The organism is Siccibacter colletis (assembly GCF_025914095.1).
GTDB lineage: Bacteria > Pseudomonadota > Gammaproteobacteria > Enterobacterales > Enterobacteriaceae > Siccibacter > Siccibacter colletis.
Window position 1 is genome coordinate 2,021,754 of sequence record NZ_CP074352.1, and the last position, 18,154, is coordinate 2,039,907.

The window sequence follows — 18,154 nt, forward strand, 5'->3', positions numbered from 1 at the left end:
CTGAGGTTTACCGATGATTATCCGCCATGCCACCGAGCAGGACTGCCCGACTATCGCCACCATCTACAACCATGCCGTCGTGCATACTGCTGCAATCTGGAATGATAAAACTGTTGATGCCCATAACCGCGTCGAGTGGCTTGCGGCGCGCCGCAATGCCGGGTATCCGGTGCTGGTGATGGACGATAACGGTGAGGTGACGGGCTATGCGTCATTCGGCGACTGGCGCGCGTTCGACGGCTTTCGCCACACGGTTGAGCATTCGGTCTACGTGCATCCGGATCATCAGGGAAAAGGCATTGGCCGCGCGCTGATGGTGCAGCTGATTGACGAGGCGCGCGCCATCGGTAAACACGTGATGGTGGCCGGGATCGAGGCGCAAAACGTCGCCTCCATCACCCTGCACCAGTCGCTCGGCTTTGTGATTAGCGCTCAGATGCCGCAGGTGGGCACCAAGTTTGGACGCTGGCTTGACCTGACCTTTATGCAGCTTCAGCTTGATACGCGCAGCGAACCGGACGCCATCGGATGAATCAGTCGCTCAGCCTGCTGTTTCTCATCTGCGCCGGAATGGGGCTGGTGATCCAGAACACGCTGATGGTGCGCATTACCCAGACCTCTTCCACCATTTTAATTGCCATGCTGCTCAACTCGCTGGTGGGCATCGTGCTGTTTATCTCAATCCTGCTGATTAAGAATGGCGTCGCCGGGGTGAATGAGCTGGCGTCATCGGTGAAGTGGTGGACGTTAATCCCCGGCCTGCTGGGGTCATTTTTTGTTTTCGCCAGTATCAATGGCTATCAGCACGTCGGTGCGGCGACGACCATTGCAGTACTGGTGGCAAGCCAGCTTATCGGCGGCCTGGTACTGGATGTGATCCGAAGCCACGGCGTAGCCTGGCGAGCGCTGGTGGGGCCGCTGTGCGGCGCGGTGCTGCTGGTGATTGGCGCCTGGCTGGTCGCCCGACGCCAGTTCTGACGCTAAAGAATGGTGCCGCCGCTGGTGAGATGCTCGCGGCGGGCCTCTGCCTCGTGTTCCGCCTCTTCCCGGTGATGTCGCCCGTGATGGGCAATCGCCACCCGCAGGCGCTGCTGCTGCTCATAACGCTCCTCCCGGCTTAACGCCGCGTCATCGCTTAACGCAATCAACAGCTCGTTCATCGGTGCAATAACGCCTGCGGCAATGGTCGCGTCCACGCGTGCAATGATGTCATCCAGATGTGCCATAGTGCCTCCTCGGTTGAATAAGCGTCACGGCCTGCGCCGTGACGCCCGTTATCAGTTGAGCTTCGCTTTGGAGAAATCGCTGCCCATCAGACTGACGCTGTAGCCGGTCACGTTGCTGCGGGTAGCGTAGAAAGTTTTCCCGTTAGCAAGGGTCAGCCAGGGTGCCTGCTGATAGAAGATCTCCTGGGCCTGCTGATACAGCTTCTCACGTTCCGCCGGAGCGCTGACGAGGCGCGCTTTCTTCACCAGGTCATCATAGCTCTTATCGCACCACCGGGCGGCGTTGGAGCCGCTTTTTACGCTGTCACAGCCGAGCAGCACGTCAGCGAAGTTATCCGGGTCGCCGTTGTCCGACATCCAGCCAAACAGCGCAGTGGTGTGCTCGCCCTTGCGCATACCGGAAAGGTATTCGCCCCACTCGTAGCTGATGATTTTAGCGTTCACGCCCACCTTCGCCCAGTCGCTCTGGATCATCTCGGCGATGCGGCGCGAGTTCGGGTTATACGGGCGCTGCACCGGCATCGACCAGATATCGGTGGTAAAGCCTTTCTCCAGCCCGGCCTGTTTCAGCAGCGCTTTGGCTTTTTCCGGATCGTAGCCGTAGTCCTTTAGCTTCGCGTCGTAGCCTAGCATTTTGGGCGGCAGCGGCGATTTTGCCACGCTGCCGGAACCCATAAACACCGCGTTGATGATCGCCTCTTTATCCACCGCATAGTTCAGCGCCTGGCGCACCAGTACGTTATCAAGCGGTTTTTTGGCGGTGTTAAATGCCAGATACCCGACGTTCAGCGCGTCCACGCTGTGCAGCGTCAGATCGCTATTCTTCTTGATCTCAGCAAACTGGACCGGGGCCGGGGCGGGAATAATCTGGCACTCGTTGGTCTGCAGTTTCGCCAGCCGCGTCTGGACGTTTGGCGTGATGGAGAAGATCAGGTGTTTCGTCGGCACCTCGCCGTCCCAGTAGTTGGGGTTAGCGATATAGCGGATCAGCGAATCCACTTTGTACTGCTGCAGCGCGTAAGGCCCGGTGCCGATGGGCCAGGTATCAACGTACTCCGGGGTGCCCTTCTTCTGCATCGCCTCGGCGTATTCCGCCGACAACATCGAGGCGAAATCCATGCCCCAGTCGGCGAGGAAGGCGGCATTCGGCTCGCTCAGCACGAACTGGATGTGGTAATCGTCAATCTTCTTCACGTCGGTAATCAGCGTATCCAGTCCGACATCGTGGAAATATTCATACTGACCGCCCGACACGTTGTGATACGGGTGTTTAGGGTCTTTCTGACGCATCACCGAGAAAATAACGTCATCGGCATTAAAGTCGCGGGTCGGCTTGAAGAATTTGTTGCTGTTGAACTTCACGCCCTGGCGCAGGGTAAAGGTATAGGTTTTACCGTCCGGGGAGATATCCCATTTAGTCGCCAGCGACGGCACCGGGGTATTTTTCACCGGGTCGAAATTAATTAAGCGGTTATACAACACCTGCGAGCTGGCCACGAAAGACGGGCCGGAGCTGGCAATCTGCGGGTTGAACGACTCGGGAGAGGCTTCCGAGCAGTAAATAAGCGTATCGTTTGCCGCGGCGAGCGCAGCACTTGCCGGTAAAAGCGTACTTAACAGCACGCTGAGAAGCGTTTTTTTTGCAGACATGGAAAGCATCCTGTTGTCCTGAATTATTGTCGGGGCCGATCTCAGCATAGCCGTCGGGCAGGCGCAAATAACCAAATCCTCTCATGTTATTCATTTTTGGCCGGATTTGTTTATTTCCTCAGCAATCACGGTGCTGCTGAGTCAGCGGGTAATTTCGGTTAAGGCGTTTTTATAAAGGTCAAGAAAATTCCTGGATTTCAATAGCGGGAGAATTCGGCCTTTTTTGTACTTCTTCCGCCGTTTACTTGTGCGCCGGGTCGATACAGTAGATGCGTGAAAGTGGCACAACGGCAGGAAGTAAACGTGGCAAAAATTCTCTTACGCAGCGGCTCGCTGGATGACTATCAGGCAGTGGGCGAAAACGGCCAGTCGGTCTTCGACTCGGCGCTACAGATTCGCGAAACGCTGCGTCTTCGCAAACAGCAGGCGCTGATCGACTGCCTGGCGATCCCCCAGATTAACGATGATGGCGACCGGGTTGACTGGTATGCACCCTTCCCCGGCAGCGTGCGCGGCTGGGCTGCCGCAGACAGCGATACCCGCGAGCGGGCGCTGAAAAGCCTGGAAAAAACCATTGCTGGCGCGCTGGCCCTGAGCAAGCGCTGCATGCAGTCTGACAAAGCGCCGCAGGTGCGTTTCGGCGCGCTGCTGGCAAAAGCGCTGCAGTTCCCCGGCAGCAACCACGTTTACCTGGTGGACGATCGCGCGGTGATCACCTTCTGGGGCTTCGTAAATCTCAATGAGAGCATAGCCGACGACGTGCTGGCCTGCCTGGCGATCGAAGAGCCGCCGGAGCCGGAAATTGATACCACGCCGGAGGAAGAGCATGTTCCGGAGCCGGTCACGGTGACCCTCAGCGAGCCGGATGCGCCGCTGCTGACCCCGCCGCCTGCGCCGGCCCCGGTTGCCCAGCCCGCAGCGGTGGCCTCCACGGCCGAGCCGCTGGTCTATACCCCGTATCCGGTTAATCCGGTCACCGCCGCGCCGCAGAGCGCCGTGCAAACACCGCAGCCGGAACCGCAGCCCGCCCCCGCAGCGCGTAAAAAACAGGTGCAGCTGTGGGTGCTGCCGGTGGCTGCCGTGGTAGTCGCGGCCGTTGCCGTGCCAGTGGTATGGATCGCCATGAAGCCAGCGGCTCCGGCAGTGGCTGTTGCTGCCCCCGCGCCGGTTCAGCCAGTGGCCATTGCGCCTGCGCCAGTGCAGGCGGTTCCGGCGCTTACTGCCAGCCTGCCGCTGCGCGAAGCCGAGTTTACCCCGCCGCCTGCCCCGGAACCGCCGCCTGCGCCGGTAGTGATTGAGCCGCCGCCGAAGGATGCGTTGTTGATGGATGCAGACCAGGTGCGCATCGGCTCCACCACCTTCCTCAACGGCAACTGGCGCGTTGAGGTTGATTTCCGCGACCCGGTGAGCGGCAAAGTGCCGGCGCTGCGCTATCAGATCAATAAGAACAAGGGCCAGACCACCGTCACCCTGCGTGGCAAAGTGACCTGCAAAGCGGAGGTATTCTCCGGGCTGCACAGCGATGGCACCCTGATGATAAAAACCCGCGGTGCGGCGCGCTGCAGCGACGGGGCACGCTATAACGTGCCGGAGATCGCCTGCAAAGCCACCGAGAACAACGCCGCGCAGTGCACCGGTCAGTACGACGAGAAAACCGTGGTCCCTGTGACATTCAGAAAAGTGAGTGCCTGATCCTATGCTGGCAAACCTGTGCGATTACAAACAGAGCGTAACCCTGATTGAAAACAGCGGGGTGCAGTTTCTTGATTTTGGTTTAACGCCGCTGGAGCAGCCCCATGCCGGGCGCTTCGTGCGTAAAACCGCCAACGGCCCGCTGCTGCGCCTCGATTACGACATCAGCGCCGGAAAATACACCCTGCCCGCCCCACGCGGCGGTGCAGCCGAGGTGGTGAAGCCGGAAAGTAAAGTGGCGCTGGAGCACTCGCTCGCGCTGCTGAATGGCGTCTGGCTACCGGTGCCGTTCCTGCGCTTCAACCCGCCGCGCACCTTTGTGGAAGGCCCGGACAACTGGGCGCGGGTGCAAATCCGCAAGCTGCCGCAGCCGGATCAGGCGGGGAATACCCACCGCGTCACCCTGGCGCTGGATACGCGTCTGGTCGAAGCTGACCACGCCGCGCTGCTGGCCCCGTCGCAAAACGACGTGCGCAACGGCACCCGCTTCACCCTGGCCTGGCGCGACGACGAGGTCGGTGATTTTCTCGACCAGACCTGGGTTGATGGCTGGCTGCGCGAAGCCTTTACTCAGTTCGCCATCCAGGAAGAGGAGCGCCACGAGCGCGACATCACCCAGGCGCTGAAAGGCTTTGAGTACCAGGCGCACTGGCTGAACCTGATGGGCCTGCTCGGCGAGCAGATTTCCATTCCAGAAGTGAAGCTGGTAAACGCCACCCTGAACACTCCGCCGGTGCCGGTTGACCTGATCCTTGACGTCGGCAATACCCATACCTGCGGCGTGATCATTGAAGATCACGGCGAAGCCAACGACGGGCTGCGCCAGACGATGGAGCTGCAGGTACGCTCCCTGAGCGAGCCGCAGTTCCTCAACGAGCCGATGTTCACCAGTCGTCTGGAGTTCGCCGAGGCGCGCTTCGGCAAACAGCACTTCTCGGTCGAGAGCGGCCGCGATGACGCCTTTGTCTGGCCCTCCATCGTTCGCGTCGGTGACGAAGCGCGCAAGCTGGCGATGCAGCGCCCCGGCACCGAAGGCTACAGCGGCCTCTCCAGCCCGCGTCGCTATCTGTGGGATGAAACCCCGGCCAGCCAGGGGTGGCGCTTCAGCCAGCTGAATGTGAAAACCGCGCACGAGCCGCTGGCTACCGCGTTCCCGCTGATGAACCTGATGAACGACGACGGTCAGCCGCTGTATAACCTCCCGCTGGACGAGCGTCTGCCGGTGTTCTCTCCGCAGTACAGCCGCAGCTCGCTGATGACGCACATGCTGTGCGAACTGCTCTCTCAGGCGCTGTGCCAGATCAACAGCGTCGGCAACCGCCTGCGCATGGGCTTTCCGGCTTCACCGCGTCAGCTGCGCACCCTGATCCTCACCCTGCCGTCGGCGATGCCGAAAGAGGAGCGCGAGATCTTCCGCCGCCGTATGCAGGAAGCGATCGCCCTGGTCTGGAAAGCTAACGGCTGGCATCCGCAGGATGACGATTTTTCTGATGACTGGTCGCGCGGGCAGAGCAGCGTTCCGGCGCCTGCCGTGCAGATGGAGTGGGATGAAGCCAGCTGCGGCCAGCTGGTGTGGCTCTATAACGAAGCGATGGTGCATTATCACGGCCAGACCGAACAGTTCTTCGCCGCCCTTGCCCGCCCCGATCGCGCCCCGGAAAACACCACGGCTCCCGGCCGCGAACTGCGTATTGCCTCGCTGGATATTGGCGGCGGCACCACCGACATGGCTATCACCCACTACCGCCTCGATGACGGCAGCGGCAGCAATGTGAAGATCACCCCGTCGCTGCTGTTCCGCGAAGGCTTTAAGGTCGCCGGAGACGATATTCTGCTGGATGTGATCCAGCGCTGCGTGCTGCCAGCGTTGCAGGACGCGCTGCAGAAAGCGGGGGTTGGCGATGCGCCGACCCTGATGGCATCCCTGTTTGGCGATTCCGGGCGCATGGACACCCAGGCAATTTTGCGCCAGCAGACCACGCTGCAGCTGCTGATGCCCATTGGTCACGCCATTCTCGCGGGCTGGGAGCAGAGCGACCCGGCCGATCCGCTGGCGGGCCTGCACGCCCTGACCGGCGACCTGCTGACCCAGAAGCCTACGCGCAACGTGATCCACTACCTGGAGCAGGCGATCCAGCATGCGCTGCCCGCCGATGCTGCCGCCTTCGACATTCTCGCCGTACCGCTGCAGGTTAACTTCCGCGAATTAAGCGACGCGATGCTGGAGGGGCATTTCAGCCTCAGCGCCCCGCTGCACGCCCTGTGCGAAGTGATCTCCCACTACCGCTGCGACGTGCTGCTGGTGACCGGCCGTCCGGGCTGTCTGCCGGGCGTGCAGGCGCTGGTGCGCCATCTGCAGCCGGTGCCGGTCAGCCGCATCGTCTGGCTGGATAACTACTCTGTGCATGAGTGGTATCCCTTCAGCACGCATGGCCGCGTCGGCAACCCGAAATCCACCGCGGCGGTCGGGGCGATGCTGTGCAGCCTGGCGCTTGATCTGCGACTGCCGCGCTTCAACTTTAAGGCGGCCGATATCGGGGCTTACTCCACCGTGCGCTACCTGGGTGTGCTGGACGACACCAGCAATACCCTGCGCGATGAAAATATCTGGTATCGCGATATCGACCTCGACAAACCCGGCGAGAAGCTCGATGCGCGCATTCAGTTCCCGCTGCGCGGCAGCGTGACCCTCGGATTCCGCCAGCTGGACAACGCGCGCTGGCCCGCTACACCGCTGTACAGCCTGTCGATTAACGCTCCGGAGCTGGCAAAAACCATCGCCGGTGACGGCGTGCTGAATGTCCGCCTGCAGCTGGCGGGCGGCAGCAAAACCCAGGGGCCGGTGTCGTTTGTGCTCGCTGACGCCTGGCTTCAGGACGGTACCCGCGTGCCTGCCGAACAACTGACGTTTAAACTGAACACTCTGGCCGGCCGCCGCAGCAGCCGTAGCCACTACTGGATCGACAGCGGGAGCGTGTATCTGAAATGAGTATTGTCACCCCTGAGCAGACGAAGCTTGATGCTTTAACCACATGGGTACACACCGCCCGTACCACCTCACCGCTACTGGATGACGAAGCTGATGCCCTGCTGGCGCACCTGAACCACGCCAGCGCGCGCTATCGCGCTATCGCCGGCGCACAACAGCGCCCGGCAACGCTGGGCCTGTATGGTCACTCTCACGCCGGTAAAGCGCACCTGCTGCGTACCCTGGTTGGCAGCGCCGATGGCCGCCTGGTGGTGAACCTCGGTGACAAACCGGTGGACTATCTCAACCAGATCAACCCCGGCCACAGTCCATTGTCGATGGCCCTGCGTTTCGTGGCGCGTAAGCCGGGCTTTACCGACGGCTATCCGCTGACGCTGCGTCTGTTCAGCGAAGCGGATCTGGTCCAGTTGCTGATCCTGCATTACCACGCCCAGTCTGGCGCGCGCCCACCGGAGCGGGCGGCGGTTGAGCTGCATCTGCAGCGCCTGCGCGACATGAGCCAGCCGCAGACCCTGCCCGGCAGTCGCGCCGATGAGGTCATGCAGGTTGCCCGTCACTGGCAGCAGCAGGTAGCAGCGAAAGCGCAGGCGGTTGACGAGGCGCACTGGCAGCAGCTGGCGCAGCTGATCCCGACCCTCGACCTCGCGGGGCGCGCCCAGGCCTGGTCGCTGTTCTGGGGGGAGCAGCGCGAGCTGACGCAGCACTGGCTGGAGCTGGCTGATGCACTGCAGCGTCTCGGTCATGCAGAGGAAGTACACGCCCCGCAGAGCCTGCTGATCGACAATTTCTCGCTTCCGGTGGACGGTTTTCTTACCGAAGGCGAGCTGCGCGACGACGACAGCGCCGACGTGCTGGTGCGTCCGGTTGAGAACGGCGAGCCGGGTCCGGCGGTAAATCTTGCACTCAGCGTGCTGAATCGCCTGTGCGCTGAACTGGTGCTGCCGGTGCCGCAGCAGGCGCTGGATGAAGTGGACGTCATAGACATCCCGGGTTTCTGCGCCATCGACGGCGAAGATTTGACCCTGACCAAACGCCGTTTCCTGCTGGAGTGGTACCGGCAGCGCCTGCAGCCCGACGTGCTGCTGATCTGTAATGCCGCGCCGTCGCGCAGCGCCATTCCGACTCTGGCCCGCCAGCTGTCGCACTGGGTAGACACGACCCAGCCCACCAAAGAAGATGCCCTGCCGGGGCTGGTGTGGGCCATTACGCCACACGACAGCCGGTTCAGCGACGGGGAACATCTTGATGAGGCGATCCAGCGGCTGCTGGGTAAACCCGGCCAGCGCTGGGGTACATTGCAGGCGCTCGATGGCCGCAACCTGCAACGCCTGACCGAGTGGCTGAGCCAGGCGCTGGATGCCACTCATCACGCCGGACGGCTTGCCGGACTGCGCGCTGCACTCAGCCAGGAGCTGGGGCGCACCTTCAGCCGCTTCAGCGACGACGGGCAACACGACAGCGAGGCGGCGAAAGCCAGCGCCGAGCAGACGGTGCGCAGCCTGCAGCGCATTGCAGCGCGTCACGGTGAACTGCTGGAGGGGCTGCTTCCGGCAGGCCTGGTGCAGCAGTTGCCGCAGACGGAAGCCCCGCCGATTACCGCCGCGCCGCGCACACCGTTCGATCTCAGCGTCGATCTGTTTGCTGCTCCGCAGCCGCAGGACGACAGCGCGACGCTGACCGCCACACACGGCAACGCGTTTCACAAAGCATGGGTCAATCATGTGCGTCACTGGACGCGACGCGCGGAGGTGGCGACCCACTTCGGTATCAGCAGTGACACGCTGCAACAGCTGGGGGATATTCTGGTGGTCACCAGCTACCGCCTCGATCTGGCGGCCGCGCTGGAAGATCCGGCCCACACCGCAGCGCGCGTACAGGCGCTGCTCGGCGACTTCATCACCTGGCTTGGCTATGATGCTGTTGCCGTGGATGCCCGTCCGGCCAGCCGCGTCACGCCGGGGGCAACCATCTTCGCACCGGCACCGCAGCAGCACACGCGTCTGACGAAGCTGGGCGAGCAGCCGGTACATGCCGCCACGCAGTTTGTCTACGACTGGCTGGTCGCGCTCTACACCCGCGCGGTGGAGAACATCGGCTACCAGCATCCGCTCGACATTAACGACAAGCAGCGCCAGACGCTGCGTAAGCTGCTGGCGTGAGCGGTGACAAAAATAACAATCCCGGCACGCCGGGATTATTTTTGCCTGGAATTTGCGCCTGACCACAAACCAGGAATACGTGAGATAGCGTTGGGCTGGCATTGTGATGGAATAGCGTTGCTCCCGTCGGATGAGGAAAAAGGTATGAAAACGCGTCGCTTATCTCTTATGGCAGTACTGCTGGCAGGCTGCGTGTCACTGGTGTCGGCGCCGGTGCTGGCAAATAACGGCAATGGCAATGGCAACGGCAACGGCAACAAGCATGGCAACCACGGCAATAAACCGGAAAAGGCAGAGAAAGGAAACGCCGCCAAACAGGGGAACAGCAAAAACTTCGGTAAACCCGACCGCGTCGAGCGCGACATCAGCTACGATCGCGCCCGCCATCTGGCGGTGAATTATGGGCTTACCGGTAATAAACCGTTGCCACCCGGCATCGCCAAAAATCTGGCGCGCGGCAAACCGCTCCCGCCGGGGATTGCGAAGAAAGCCGTACCGGCCTCGATGCTGAGCGAGCTGCCTTACTATCCGGGTTACGAGTGGCAGATGGTGGGTAAAGATCTGGTGCTGATTGCGCTAAGCACGGCGCTGGTCACCGCGGTGATCAATAACGTATTTGATTGATGTCTGGTGCATTATGGAAAGAACCCGGAGCAGGATCCGGGTTTTTTATTTTCCGCCCCGGCCGTTAAAACGTGGCTGTGACGCGGTTCACCTTACGCCCACGCCACCCAGGCCCCCTCCTGCTCACTGCTCTGCCGCAGGCGCGCGATAAACTGCATGCCGGCGATGCCGTCGGCAATACCTGGCAGCAGCGGCATCGCCTCACCGCGGATCAGCTGCGCCGCTTCGCGGTAGATCTGGGCAAATCCTTCCAGATACCCTTCGGGATGGCCTGCCGGGGTACGGCACGCCAGCGCAACCTCAGCCGAAATACCCTGTCCGTTGCGGGTCACCACAGACGCCGGCGCATCGTGCGGCAGGATAGTCAACTCATTGGGCTGCTGCTGGCGAAACGCCAGGCTGGCACGGGTGCCGACGATGCGCAGCCGCAGATCGTTTTCATACCCGGTGGCAACCTGGCTGGCCCACAGCCGCCCGCGCGCCCCGCTGGCATAGCGCATCTCGGCGAACACTTCGTCATCGATTTGCCGCCCCGCCACGCGGGTTAACAGCTCACCGCGCAGGGCCTCCGGCAGCATGCCGCTGACAAACGCCGCCAGCTGCCAGGCGTGGGTGGCAATATCTCCGGCGGCACCGGCCCCGGCAAGCGCAGGATCGGCACGCCATGACGCCTGCTTGTTATCGGTTAACTCAACCCGTTCGTTAAGCCAGCCCTGCAGGTACTCCACCTCAACGCTGCGGATCTCCCCCAGCTCGCCGTTAGCGACGCGGGTACGCGCTTCGCGCACCATCGGCAGCGCGCTGTAATTGTGGGTCAGCACAAATCGACAGCCGCTGCGCGCAATGTCATCTGCCAGCGCGCGACCCTCATCCAGCGTAAGCCCTAAAGGCTTGTCGCAGATAACGTGGATGCCCTGCGCCAGAAAGGTGCGGGCGACCGGGACGTGCAGATGGTTCGGCGTGACGATCGCCACCACATCAATGCCATCCTCGCGCGCTGCTTCGCGTTCGGCCATGCTTTGCCAGGTGGCGTAGCAGCGAGCCGGTTCAATGTGCAGCGCGGCACCGCTGCGGGCGGCTACCTCCGCCCTGGAGGAGAATGCGCCGGCTACCAGCTGATACTGGTCATCCAGACGCGCGGCAATACGGTGCACCGCGCCGATGAACGCCCCTTCGCCGCCGCCGACCATGCCCAGCCGCAAACGCCGCGTCGTCATGGCTGATCACCCAGTCCGAGCATCTCGCGGATGGCGGCGCGGTCGCTGTCCCGGGCCGCGAAGTCATCAAAGGCATGTTCCGCAACCTGAATGATATGGCGCGCGATAAACGGAGCCCCTTCCTGCGCCCCGGTTTCCGCGGATTTCAGGCAGCACTCCCACTCCAGCGTCGCCCAGCCGGGATAGTCATACTGCGCCAGTTTGCTGAAGATGCCGTTGAAATCGATCTGGCCGTCACCGGGCGAGCGGAAACGCCCCGGACGCTCGGCCCAGGCCTGATAGCCGCCGTAGACGCCGCTCTGCGCCGAGGGCGTAAACTCAGCATCCTTAACGTGGAACGCACGGATGCGCGAATGCCAGCTGTCGATAAAGCTCAGGTAATCCATATGCTGAAGCAGCATATGACTCGGATCGTAGAGGATGCAGGCCCGGGGATGGTTACCGGTCAGCTCAAGGAAGCGCGCGAAGGTCACGCCGTCGTGCAGATCCTCGCCGGGGTGCAGCTCGTAACAGAGATCCACCCCGGCCTCCTCGAACGCGTTGAGGATCGGACGCCAGCGCCGGGCCAGTTCGGCAAACGCCTCATCCAGCAGCAGGGCATTGCGCGGCGGCCAGGGGTAAAAGTAGGGCCACGCCAGCGCCCCGGAGAAGGTGGCGTGCGCCGTCAGGCCGAGGCGCGTTGAGGCCTGCGCCGCCTGCTTCAGGGTCGCGGTCGCCCACTGCTGACGCCCGGCGGGGTCGCGGGCAAATTGCGACGGGCCGAACCCGGCGAAGGCCGGCTCGTAAGCCGGGTGTACCGCCACCAGTTGCCCCTGCAAATGGGTTGAGAGCTCGCTGATTGCCAGCCCGTGCGAGGCGAGCATTCCGCTAATCTCATCACAATACGCCTGGCTGGCAGCGGCTTTTTCCAGATCGAAAATATGCGGCAGATGGGTCGGGATCTGCACCGCTTTATATCCCAGGCTCGCCGCCCAGGCGGCCAGCGTCGGCAGAGTGTTAAACGGCGCGTGCTCACCGATAAACTGCGACAGAAAAATGGACGGGCCACGTAAGGTTTTCATCCGTTTACTCCTGATGTCGATCGCCGTTGAGCCAGACGGTACGCTGCTCGCGCATGGCGCGATCGGCGGCCAGCACCACGGCGAGGCTGTCGATAGCCTGTTGCAGGTGGGGTAGCAGATTGAGGTTCTCCCCGATCGCCCGGGCAAAAAACTGCTGCTGGCGAACGCAGAGTGCGTCATGATCCGGCTCGTCGCCGGTATCAATCCACTCATCCTGACGGGTAAATTCGCCCTGCTCATTGAGCAGCGAGGCATGGACGCGCAGTGATTCCGTCCGGGTGTGGGCCTCGACGCTTGCCGACTGCCCTTCTCCACCCGCCTCGCGCGCCACAATCGAGACGCTGCCGCGCGGGCCAATTACGTCTTTGATAAAGAACGCGGTCTGGCTCATCATCGGCCCCCAGCCCGCCTCATACCAGCCGACGGAGCCGTCGCTGAAGCGCACCTGCAGCTGACCGTAGTTGTACTGGCTGGTGCTGATCTCATCGCTGAGTCGCGCGCCGATGGCGCTGACGCTCACCGGCTCCGCGTCGGTCATCTGGCACATCACGTCGAGGTAGTGCACGCCGCAGTCAACGATGGGCGACAGCGAAGCCATCAGCTGGCGATGGGTCTGCCACGCGCTGCCGCTGCTCTGCTGGTTGAGGTTCATGCGCATCACCAGCGGTTTGCCGAGATTTCTGGCCCGGGCGATGAACTGCTGCCACGCCGGGTGGTGGCGCAGAATGTAGCCGACGACCAGCTTTTTCCCCGCCAGCTGCGACGTCGCCACCAGCCGCTTTGCGCCGGTCACCGTAGTGGCGAGCGGCTTTTCAATAAATACATGGCAACCCGCCGCCAGGGCAGTAAGCGCCAGGGTTTCATGGCTGTCAGGCCAGGTGGCGATACAGACCGCATCGGGGCGCGCATCGCTGATAGCGGTTTTGAGATCCTCATAGCAGGGCACCGGCTCGGGCAGTAACGCGTTAAGCTGATGCTTCGAGGTGCCGCGTGATACCAGCCCGCAGAGGGTGAATTCGGGCAACGCCGCATACGCCTGAGCATGGGCGCGCCCCATATTGCCGCAGCCAACCACCACCAAGCGTAACGGTTCAGTCACGTTTCGTCTCCTCGCGGTAGTTAAAGGTAAAGAAGAACAGCGCCGCGATCGCCAGCGCGGCGATGGCTGGCATCCACCAGAAGCTCTGCCACTGCGCCAGCGCCTGCGCGCCCTCGGCGGTTACCGAACGGTTGAACACCGCGCCGCTGATCTGCGAGCCGATGAGCATCCCAAGTCCATAGGTGAACAGCACCAGCAGGCTTTGCGCCTGGCCTTTCACCTTTTCGCCCGCCACTTTGTCGGTGTAGATGAAGCCAATGACAAAGAAGAAGTCGTAGCAGATGCCGTGCAGAATGATGCCGATGTAGACCATCCACCGCGTCTCTTCGCTGATGCCGAGGGCAAACATGGCGTAGCGCAGGAACCAGGCGAGCATGCCGATGAGCAGCATCAGCTTGATGCCGAGACGGCGGAAGAAGAACGGGATCAGCAGCATGAACAGCAGCTCGGACATCTGCCCCAGCGACATCACCCCGCTGACGTTTTCAAAACCCACCGCCGAGATAAACGGTGCGGCGTAGGCATAGTACGCCGCGAGCGGAATCGAGATCAGCGTGGCGCAGATGATAAACACCATAAAGTGGCGCTGCTTCAGCAGGGCGAAGGCGTCGGCACACAGCAGATCGCGCATCGACAGCGGCTTGCCGCGGTCCGGGGCCGGCGTATGTGGGAGCGTGAAGCTGTAGATCCCCAATACCAGCGAGGCGATTGCCGCCAGGGTGAAGATGCCGGTGCTGTCCGAGAGCCCTGTCGCGCCGACGATCAGACCTGCGACGATCCAGCCGATAGTGCCGAAGGCGCGCACCACCGGGAAGCCCTTCTCGCTGTTCGCCAGGCTGTGAAACGCCACGTTATTGCTCAGGGCAATGGTCGGCATGTAGCACAGCATGTAGGCGAAGATCACCCACAGCAGCCCGCTCTGCCCGCTTTCAAACAGGCCCGGCAGCCACCAGAGCAGCGCCGCCCCCACCAGGTGCATGACGCCGAGCACCTTCTGCGAGGCAAAGAAGCGATCCACCAGCATCCCGAGCAGGAACGGCGATAAAATCGAGGCGATGGGCCCGGTTGAGTACGCATCGCCGATCATCGCGCTGAGGCCATATTTCCCCATTACGATGCCGAGGGTGACGTACCAGGCACCCCAGACAAAAAACTCCAGAAACATCATCAGGGACAGACGGGGGATCACCCACCGGTGTTGCGTAACGGCGGTTTGTGTGACGGTCTGAGAAGACATAGCATCCTCCTGCAGTGTGTGGTCGTGTAGGGTTATTGTTTTTGTAATCGATTACATTGGTGTCTGAATCAAAATGTAATCGATTGCTATGCGCTTCACCAATGCACAGCACAATAATTTGCTACTATCGACGCAATTTGCAGGGTGCTTCACAGTTCGTATACCGCTAAAAAGGAACAGCATGTCTATCGATAAAGTGGCGCAGCTTGCTGGCGTCTCAACCGCAACGGTTTCCCGCGTGCTGAACGGCAACCCCGGTGTCAAACCCGCTACCCGCGACAAAGTGCTGGCCGCTATCGCCGCCTGTGAATACCAGCCGAATCTGCTGGCGCGCCAGCTTCGCACCTCGCGCAGCCGGATGCTGCTGGTGTTGGTTTCCAGCATCACCAACCCGTTTTGCGCGGGCGTGGTACGCGGAATTGAAGAGGAAGCGGAGAACCAGGGGTACCACATTCTGCTGTGTAACTCCGAGTCGCGCCTGCACCGGGAATCTGCCTATCTGCAACTTCTGAGCGGCAAAGTGGTGGACGGCGTGATTACCATGGACGCCATCGACTGCCTGCCGGGTCTGACTACCCTTATCGGTAACGCGCCCTGGGTGCAGTGCGGCGAGGGAAATACCGGGTATAACGCGTCATCGGTGACTATCGATAACCATGCCGCTGCGGTCAGCGCTATTGAGTATCTGTCGCAGAAAGGGTATCAACGTATCGCCATGATCAGCGGCGACCTGCGCTACCTCTACTCCCAGCAGCGCGAAGCCGGGTATCGCGCCGCGCGCGGTGCGGCATGGCAGGCCGTGGCGCGTGCCGACGGGCTTGAGTATCAGGCGGGGTATCAGGCGATGGCCGAACTGTTCAGCGGGGATGAGAAGCCGGATGCGGTGTTCGCTATCTCCGACTCGTTAGCCGGCGGCGCACTGCATTATGCCCACGAGCGCGGGCTGCGCGTGCCGGACGACGTCGCGGTAATGGGCTTTGACGGCGTACCGTTTGGTGCGGTCACTACCCCGCCGCTCACCACGGTGCAGCAGCCGATGCATCAGTTGGGCGTGCGCAGCGTGCAGCTACTGATGGCGCGGATTGACAATCCGCAGAGCGAGCCGGTGGACGAGATCCTGCCGTGGGAGATCCAGCGCCGTGGTTCGGCCTGAAATCAGAACAGCGAAAACATCAGCGCAACCGGAAAGCTCATCGGCCAGGTTGCGCCAACCAGTACTGCGCTGAGAAGTTTCATGCTGATACGATCTTTCGCCAGGAAGAAAGTGATCAGCGCGGCCAGGGCAGCCATTACGCCGTAAAATACCAGCATGTGTTGATAAAGCGTCATCGCGAAAATGTGATCCAGCATCAAAAAAATTCGCGCGAACTATGCGCCATTTTTTGACGTATATCAAGAATTGACCATATGTTTCAGAGCAGCCTCACCGCCCCTCTCATATTTAAGGGCTGATGCGTCGCGCCGTGTTCCGTTACACTGCCAGCACGCCCGTTACCTGAGGAACACGCATGTCCACATTTACTATCATCGCCATCCCGTTTTTCATTACTGCGTTGATCATGCTTGCCCTTGCCGTCACGCAAAAGCAGCAAACGTTCCTGCTGGTGGGGGGGATCTTTATGGCGTCGTCGCTGGTCAATGCGGTAATTGGTCTCAGTATCGGGTGACCGGAGCGTGAAAGCAGAACAGGCACGCAAGGTGCCTGTTGATATCGGTTAGCCTTCCTGACTGTCGTCGCGCTTGCGCGGCACCTCGCCTTGTTTAGCAGGCGGTTTCTTCGCCGGATTTTTTTCGCTTTCTTTATCGTTTACCTGCGTACGGTTTACGTCCGTCATCACTCTCTCCTCAGTGTTAACCTCTTTTAAGCGTAGTCGACACAACGGGATTTGGCACTGCCAGCCCCGGTCCTTACCAGCGCTGGTCGGGCATTAGGAAATTTCGCATAAGGATTGTTTCTAATAAAGAAATTAATACAGCTGGTAATTATTTTTGGAATGAATATTTTAGTGCGGTTCTTTGTAACGAATGACCTGTTGGTCTCCCTTCTGAAATGTACTGGATTTCACTTCAGAAGGGTTTTTTTTAGGTTAATCCTTCTGAGCAACCAGCAGCATCAACGATGCCAGCGTGAAATTATCCTTAATGCCCCCGGACTTCACTTCGTTCAGTACTTCGGAAAAGGTCAGTTCGCGCCACGCCAGTACCCCTTCGCTATGCTGGAGCACGATGCCATCAAGGTTGTTTAGCCTGCACTTTACGGCAGCAATATTGTCCCTGATGAGGCCTGAATCGGTTCGCAACTCTCCCAGGATACTGTGTGATACCGCATCCAGGTTGAGTTCTTCCTTCAGCTCCCGTAAACCGCCTTCATGGTGCGATTCACCTGCTTCCAGGAACCCACGCGGGAACTCCAGCAGCACTTCATTACCGCGCTGATGCTCGATCAAAATGAACTTTTCGCCAAGCATGGGGATGATGACCACCCCACCGGTTTTTTGTAGGATCCGAACGTAACCTTTATCATTCAACGTCACGCTCAGATAATCATTTTCATGCAGAGATTTAGCCAAAATTTACTATCCATGTCTGATATTTACCCGACGATCGAATCACTATTATAGTGCTTCGCAGGTAGTACAGAACGTAAATCAGGAACGCGAAAATCTCAAAAATAAACGCCAACTCTTTATGGCTGAACTTAAGCATTGCAAGAACTTCTTTCACCAGCATGGCTGCGGGCAGTCCGGAAATAAGCGTCATGCCAAGAATAACGCGATTTTCGATACCTTCAAATAGCTCGCGGAGTGGCTTTGCCTGTAATTTATCATTCACCTTTTTATAGAACGCCTGCGCTTCAGCTTTAATCTGTGCGGGGTCGAAGACTTCGCGCATAATAATATTGTTCAGGAATAAAACAGAATTAGTGTACTGCATATGCCATGAGCGCAGACCAGACAGCGTGCGAATTGTCATGCCGCTGACCAGAATCATGACAAAGTTAAATACCAGCGGTGAGTACACGCTGTTCAGGATTTTCGAAATACTGCCGTAGGAGCCGAAATAAAAGGAGAGCACAACCAGATAAAAGGCAATGGCCTGGTCACGCTTGGTAGATTGATCCTTCAGATGCTCGTTACAGCGCTCATAAACCGAGAGAAGAAACTCTTTGGATGATGACATGATTGTAGCTCTCCCGGTAT

The 18,154-nt window shown here is 60.4% G+C and carries 18 protein-coding genes; 8 read left to right on the forward strand and 10 right to left on the reverse strand.

Annotation, left to right across the window (positions count from 1 at the left end):
* Positions 1-13: 13 nt before the first annotated feature.
* A complete protein-coding gene (locus KFZ77_RS09670; protein WP_031519394.1) occupies positions 14-532 on the forward strand; it encodes a GNAT family N-acetyltransferase in 519 nt (172 codons plus the stop codon).
* Positions 529-978: a DMT family transporter gene (locus tag KFZ77_RS09675; protein WP_031519392.1), complete on the forward strand. Its 450-nt coding sequence runs from the start codon at positions 529-531 to the stop codon at positions 976-978. The genes KFZ77_RS09670 and KFZ77_RS09675 overlap by 4 nt, the downstream gene beginning before the upstream one ends.
* 2 nt (positions 979-980) lie before the next feature.
* On the opposite strand, the gene KFZ77_RS09680 is transcribed toward KFZ77_RS09675, so the two are convergent.
* A complete protein-coding gene (locus tag KFZ77_RS09680) occupies positions 981-1,226 on the reverse strand; it encodes a YdcY family protein (protein WP_264386131.1) in 246 nt (81 codons plus the stop codon).
* 51 nt (positions 1,227-1,277) lie between these two features.
* Positions 1,278-2,876: an ABC transporter substrate-binding protein gene (locus tag KFZ77_RS09685; RefSeq protein ID WP_264386132.1), complete on the reverse strand. Its 1,599-nt coding sequence runs from the start codon at positions 2,874-2,876 to the stop codon at positions 1,278-1,280.
* Between the two features lie 303 nt (positions 2,877-3,179).
* On the opposite strand from KFZ77_RS09685, the gene KFZ77_RS09690 reads away from it, so the two are divergent.
* From KFZ77_RS09690 to KFZ77_RS09705, 4 genes are all read left to right on the forward strand, one after another.
* Positions 3,180-4,568 (forward strand): SrfA family protein, encoded by a 1,389-nt coding sequence (locus KFZ77_RS09690; RefSeq protein WP_264386133.1) that lies wholly within the window; start codon positions 3,180-3,182, stop codon positions 4,566-4,568.
* 4 nt (positions 4,569-4,572) lie between these two features.
* Positions 4,573-7,557, forward strand: a complete 2,985-nt coding sequence (locus KFZ77_RS09695; protein ID WP_264386174.1) for a virulence factor SrfB — start codon at positions 4,573-4,575, stop codon at positions 7,555-7,557.
* Positions 7,554-9,716 (forward strand): virulence factor SrfC family protein, encoded by a 2,163-nt coding sequence (locus KFZ77_RS09700; RefSeq protein ID WP_264386134.1) that lies wholly within the window; start codon positions 7,554-7,556, stop codon positions 9,714-9,716. The genes KFZ77_RS09695 and KFZ77_RS09700 overlap by 4 nt, the downstream gene beginning before the upstream one ends.
* A gap of 144 nt (positions 9,717-9,860) precedes the next feature.
* On the forward strand, positions 9,861-10,340 hold the full coding sequence (locus tag KFZ77_RS09705) for an anti-virulence regulator CigR family protein (protein ID WP_264386135.1): 480 nt from the start codon (positions 9,861-9,863) through the stop codon (positions 10,338-10,340).
* A gap of 92 nt (positions 10,341-10,432) precedes the next feature.
* Here KFZ77_RS09705 and KFZ77_RS09710 read toward each other — a convergent pair whose 3' ends face one another.
* Genes KFZ77_RS09710 through KFZ77_RS09725 form a run of 4 tightly spaced genes read right to left on the reverse strand, consistent with a single transcriptional unit; the run spans position 10,433 to position 14,954 of the window.
* A complete protein-coding gene (locus KFZ77_RS09710) occupies positions 10,433-11,557 on the reverse strand; it encodes a Gfo/Idh/MocA family protein (protein WP_264386136.1) in 1,125 nt (374 codons plus the stop codon).
* Positions 11,554-12,618, reverse strand: a complete 1,065-nt coding sequence (locus KFZ77_RS09715; RefSeq protein WP_031519379.1) for a sugar phosphate isomerase/epimerase family protein — start codon at positions 12,616-12,618, stop codon at positions 11,554-11,556. Before KFZ77_RS09715 ends, KFZ77_RS09710 begins: the two co-directional genes overlap by 4 nt.
* Before the next feature lie 4 nt (positions 12,619-12,622).
* A complete protein-coding gene (locus KFZ77_RS09720; RefSeq protein ID WP_264384025.1) occupies positions 12,623-13,717 on the reverse strand; it encodes a Gfo/Idh/MocA family oxidoreductase in 1,095 nt (364 codons plus the stop codon).
* Entirely contained in the window at positions 13,710-14,954 is a 1,245-nt protein-coding gene (locus KFZ77_RS09725) for an MFS transporter (protein ID WP_264384026.1), read from the reverse strand. The genes KFZ77_RS09720 and KFZ77_RS09725 overlap by 8 nt, the downstream gene beginning before the upstream one ends.
* Positions 14,955-15,135: 181 nt before the next feature.
* On the opposite strand from KFZ77_RS09725, the gene KFZ77_RS09730 reads away from it, so the two are divergent.
* Positions 15,136-16,107: a LacI family DNA-binding transcriptional regulator gene (locus KFZ77_RS09730; protein ID WP_264384027.1), complete on the forward strand. Its 972-nt coding sequence runs from the start codon at positions 15,136-15,138 to the stop codon at positions 16,105-16,107.
* 2 nt (positions 16,108-16,109) lie between these two features.
* On the opposite strand, the gene KFZ77_RS09735 is transcribed toward KFZ77_RS09730, so the two are convergent.
* Complete coding sequence (locus tag KFZ77_RS09735) at positions 16,110-16,283, reverse strand: GhoT/OrtT family toxin (protein WP_072001951.1); 174 nt, start codon at positions 16,281-16,283, stop codon at positions 16,110-16,112.
* Between the two features lie 179 nt (positions 16,284-16,462).
* On the opposite strand from KFZ77_RS09735, the gene KFZ77_RS09740 reads away from it, so the two are divergent.
* Positions 16,463-16,621 carry a hypothetical protein gene (locus tag KFZ77_RS09740; protein ID WP_169738113.1) on the forward strand — a complete coding sequence of 53 codons (159 nt, stop codon included), beginning with the start codon at positions 16,463-16,465 and terminating at the stop codon, positions 16,619-16,621.
* A 48-nt stretch (positions 16,622-16,669) separates the two neighbouring features.
* On the opposite strand, the gene KFZ77_RS09745 is transcribed toward KFZ77_RS09740, so the two are convergent.
* The 3 genes from KFZ77_RS09745 to KFZ77_RS09755 form a co-directional block, all read right to left on the reverse strand.
* Positions 16,670-16,789 carry a hypothetical protein gene (locus tag KFZ77_RS09745; RefSeq protein WP_236633807.1) on the reverse strand — a complete coding sequence of 40 codons (120 nt, stop codon included), beginning with the start codon at positions 16,787-16,789 and terminating at the stop codon, positions 16,670-16,672.
* Between the two features lie 252 nt (positions 16,790-17,041).
* The gene (locus KFZ77_RS09750) at positions 17,042-17,524 is read right to left on the reverse strand and encodes an NUDIX hydrolase (protein ID WP_264384028.1); all 483 of its coding nucleotides are present in this window, start codon (positions 17,522-17,524) and stop codon (positions 17,042-17,044) included.
* Positions 17,517-18,134: a hypothetical protein gene (locus KFZ77_RS09755; protein ID WP_264384029.1), complete on the reverse strand. Its 618-nt coding sequence runs from the start codon at positions 18,132-18,134 to the stop codon at positions 17,517-17,519. Before KFZ77_RS09755 ends, KFZ77_RS09750 begins: the two co-directional genes overlap by 8 nt.
* Positions 18,135-18,154 lie beyond the last annotated feature (20 nt).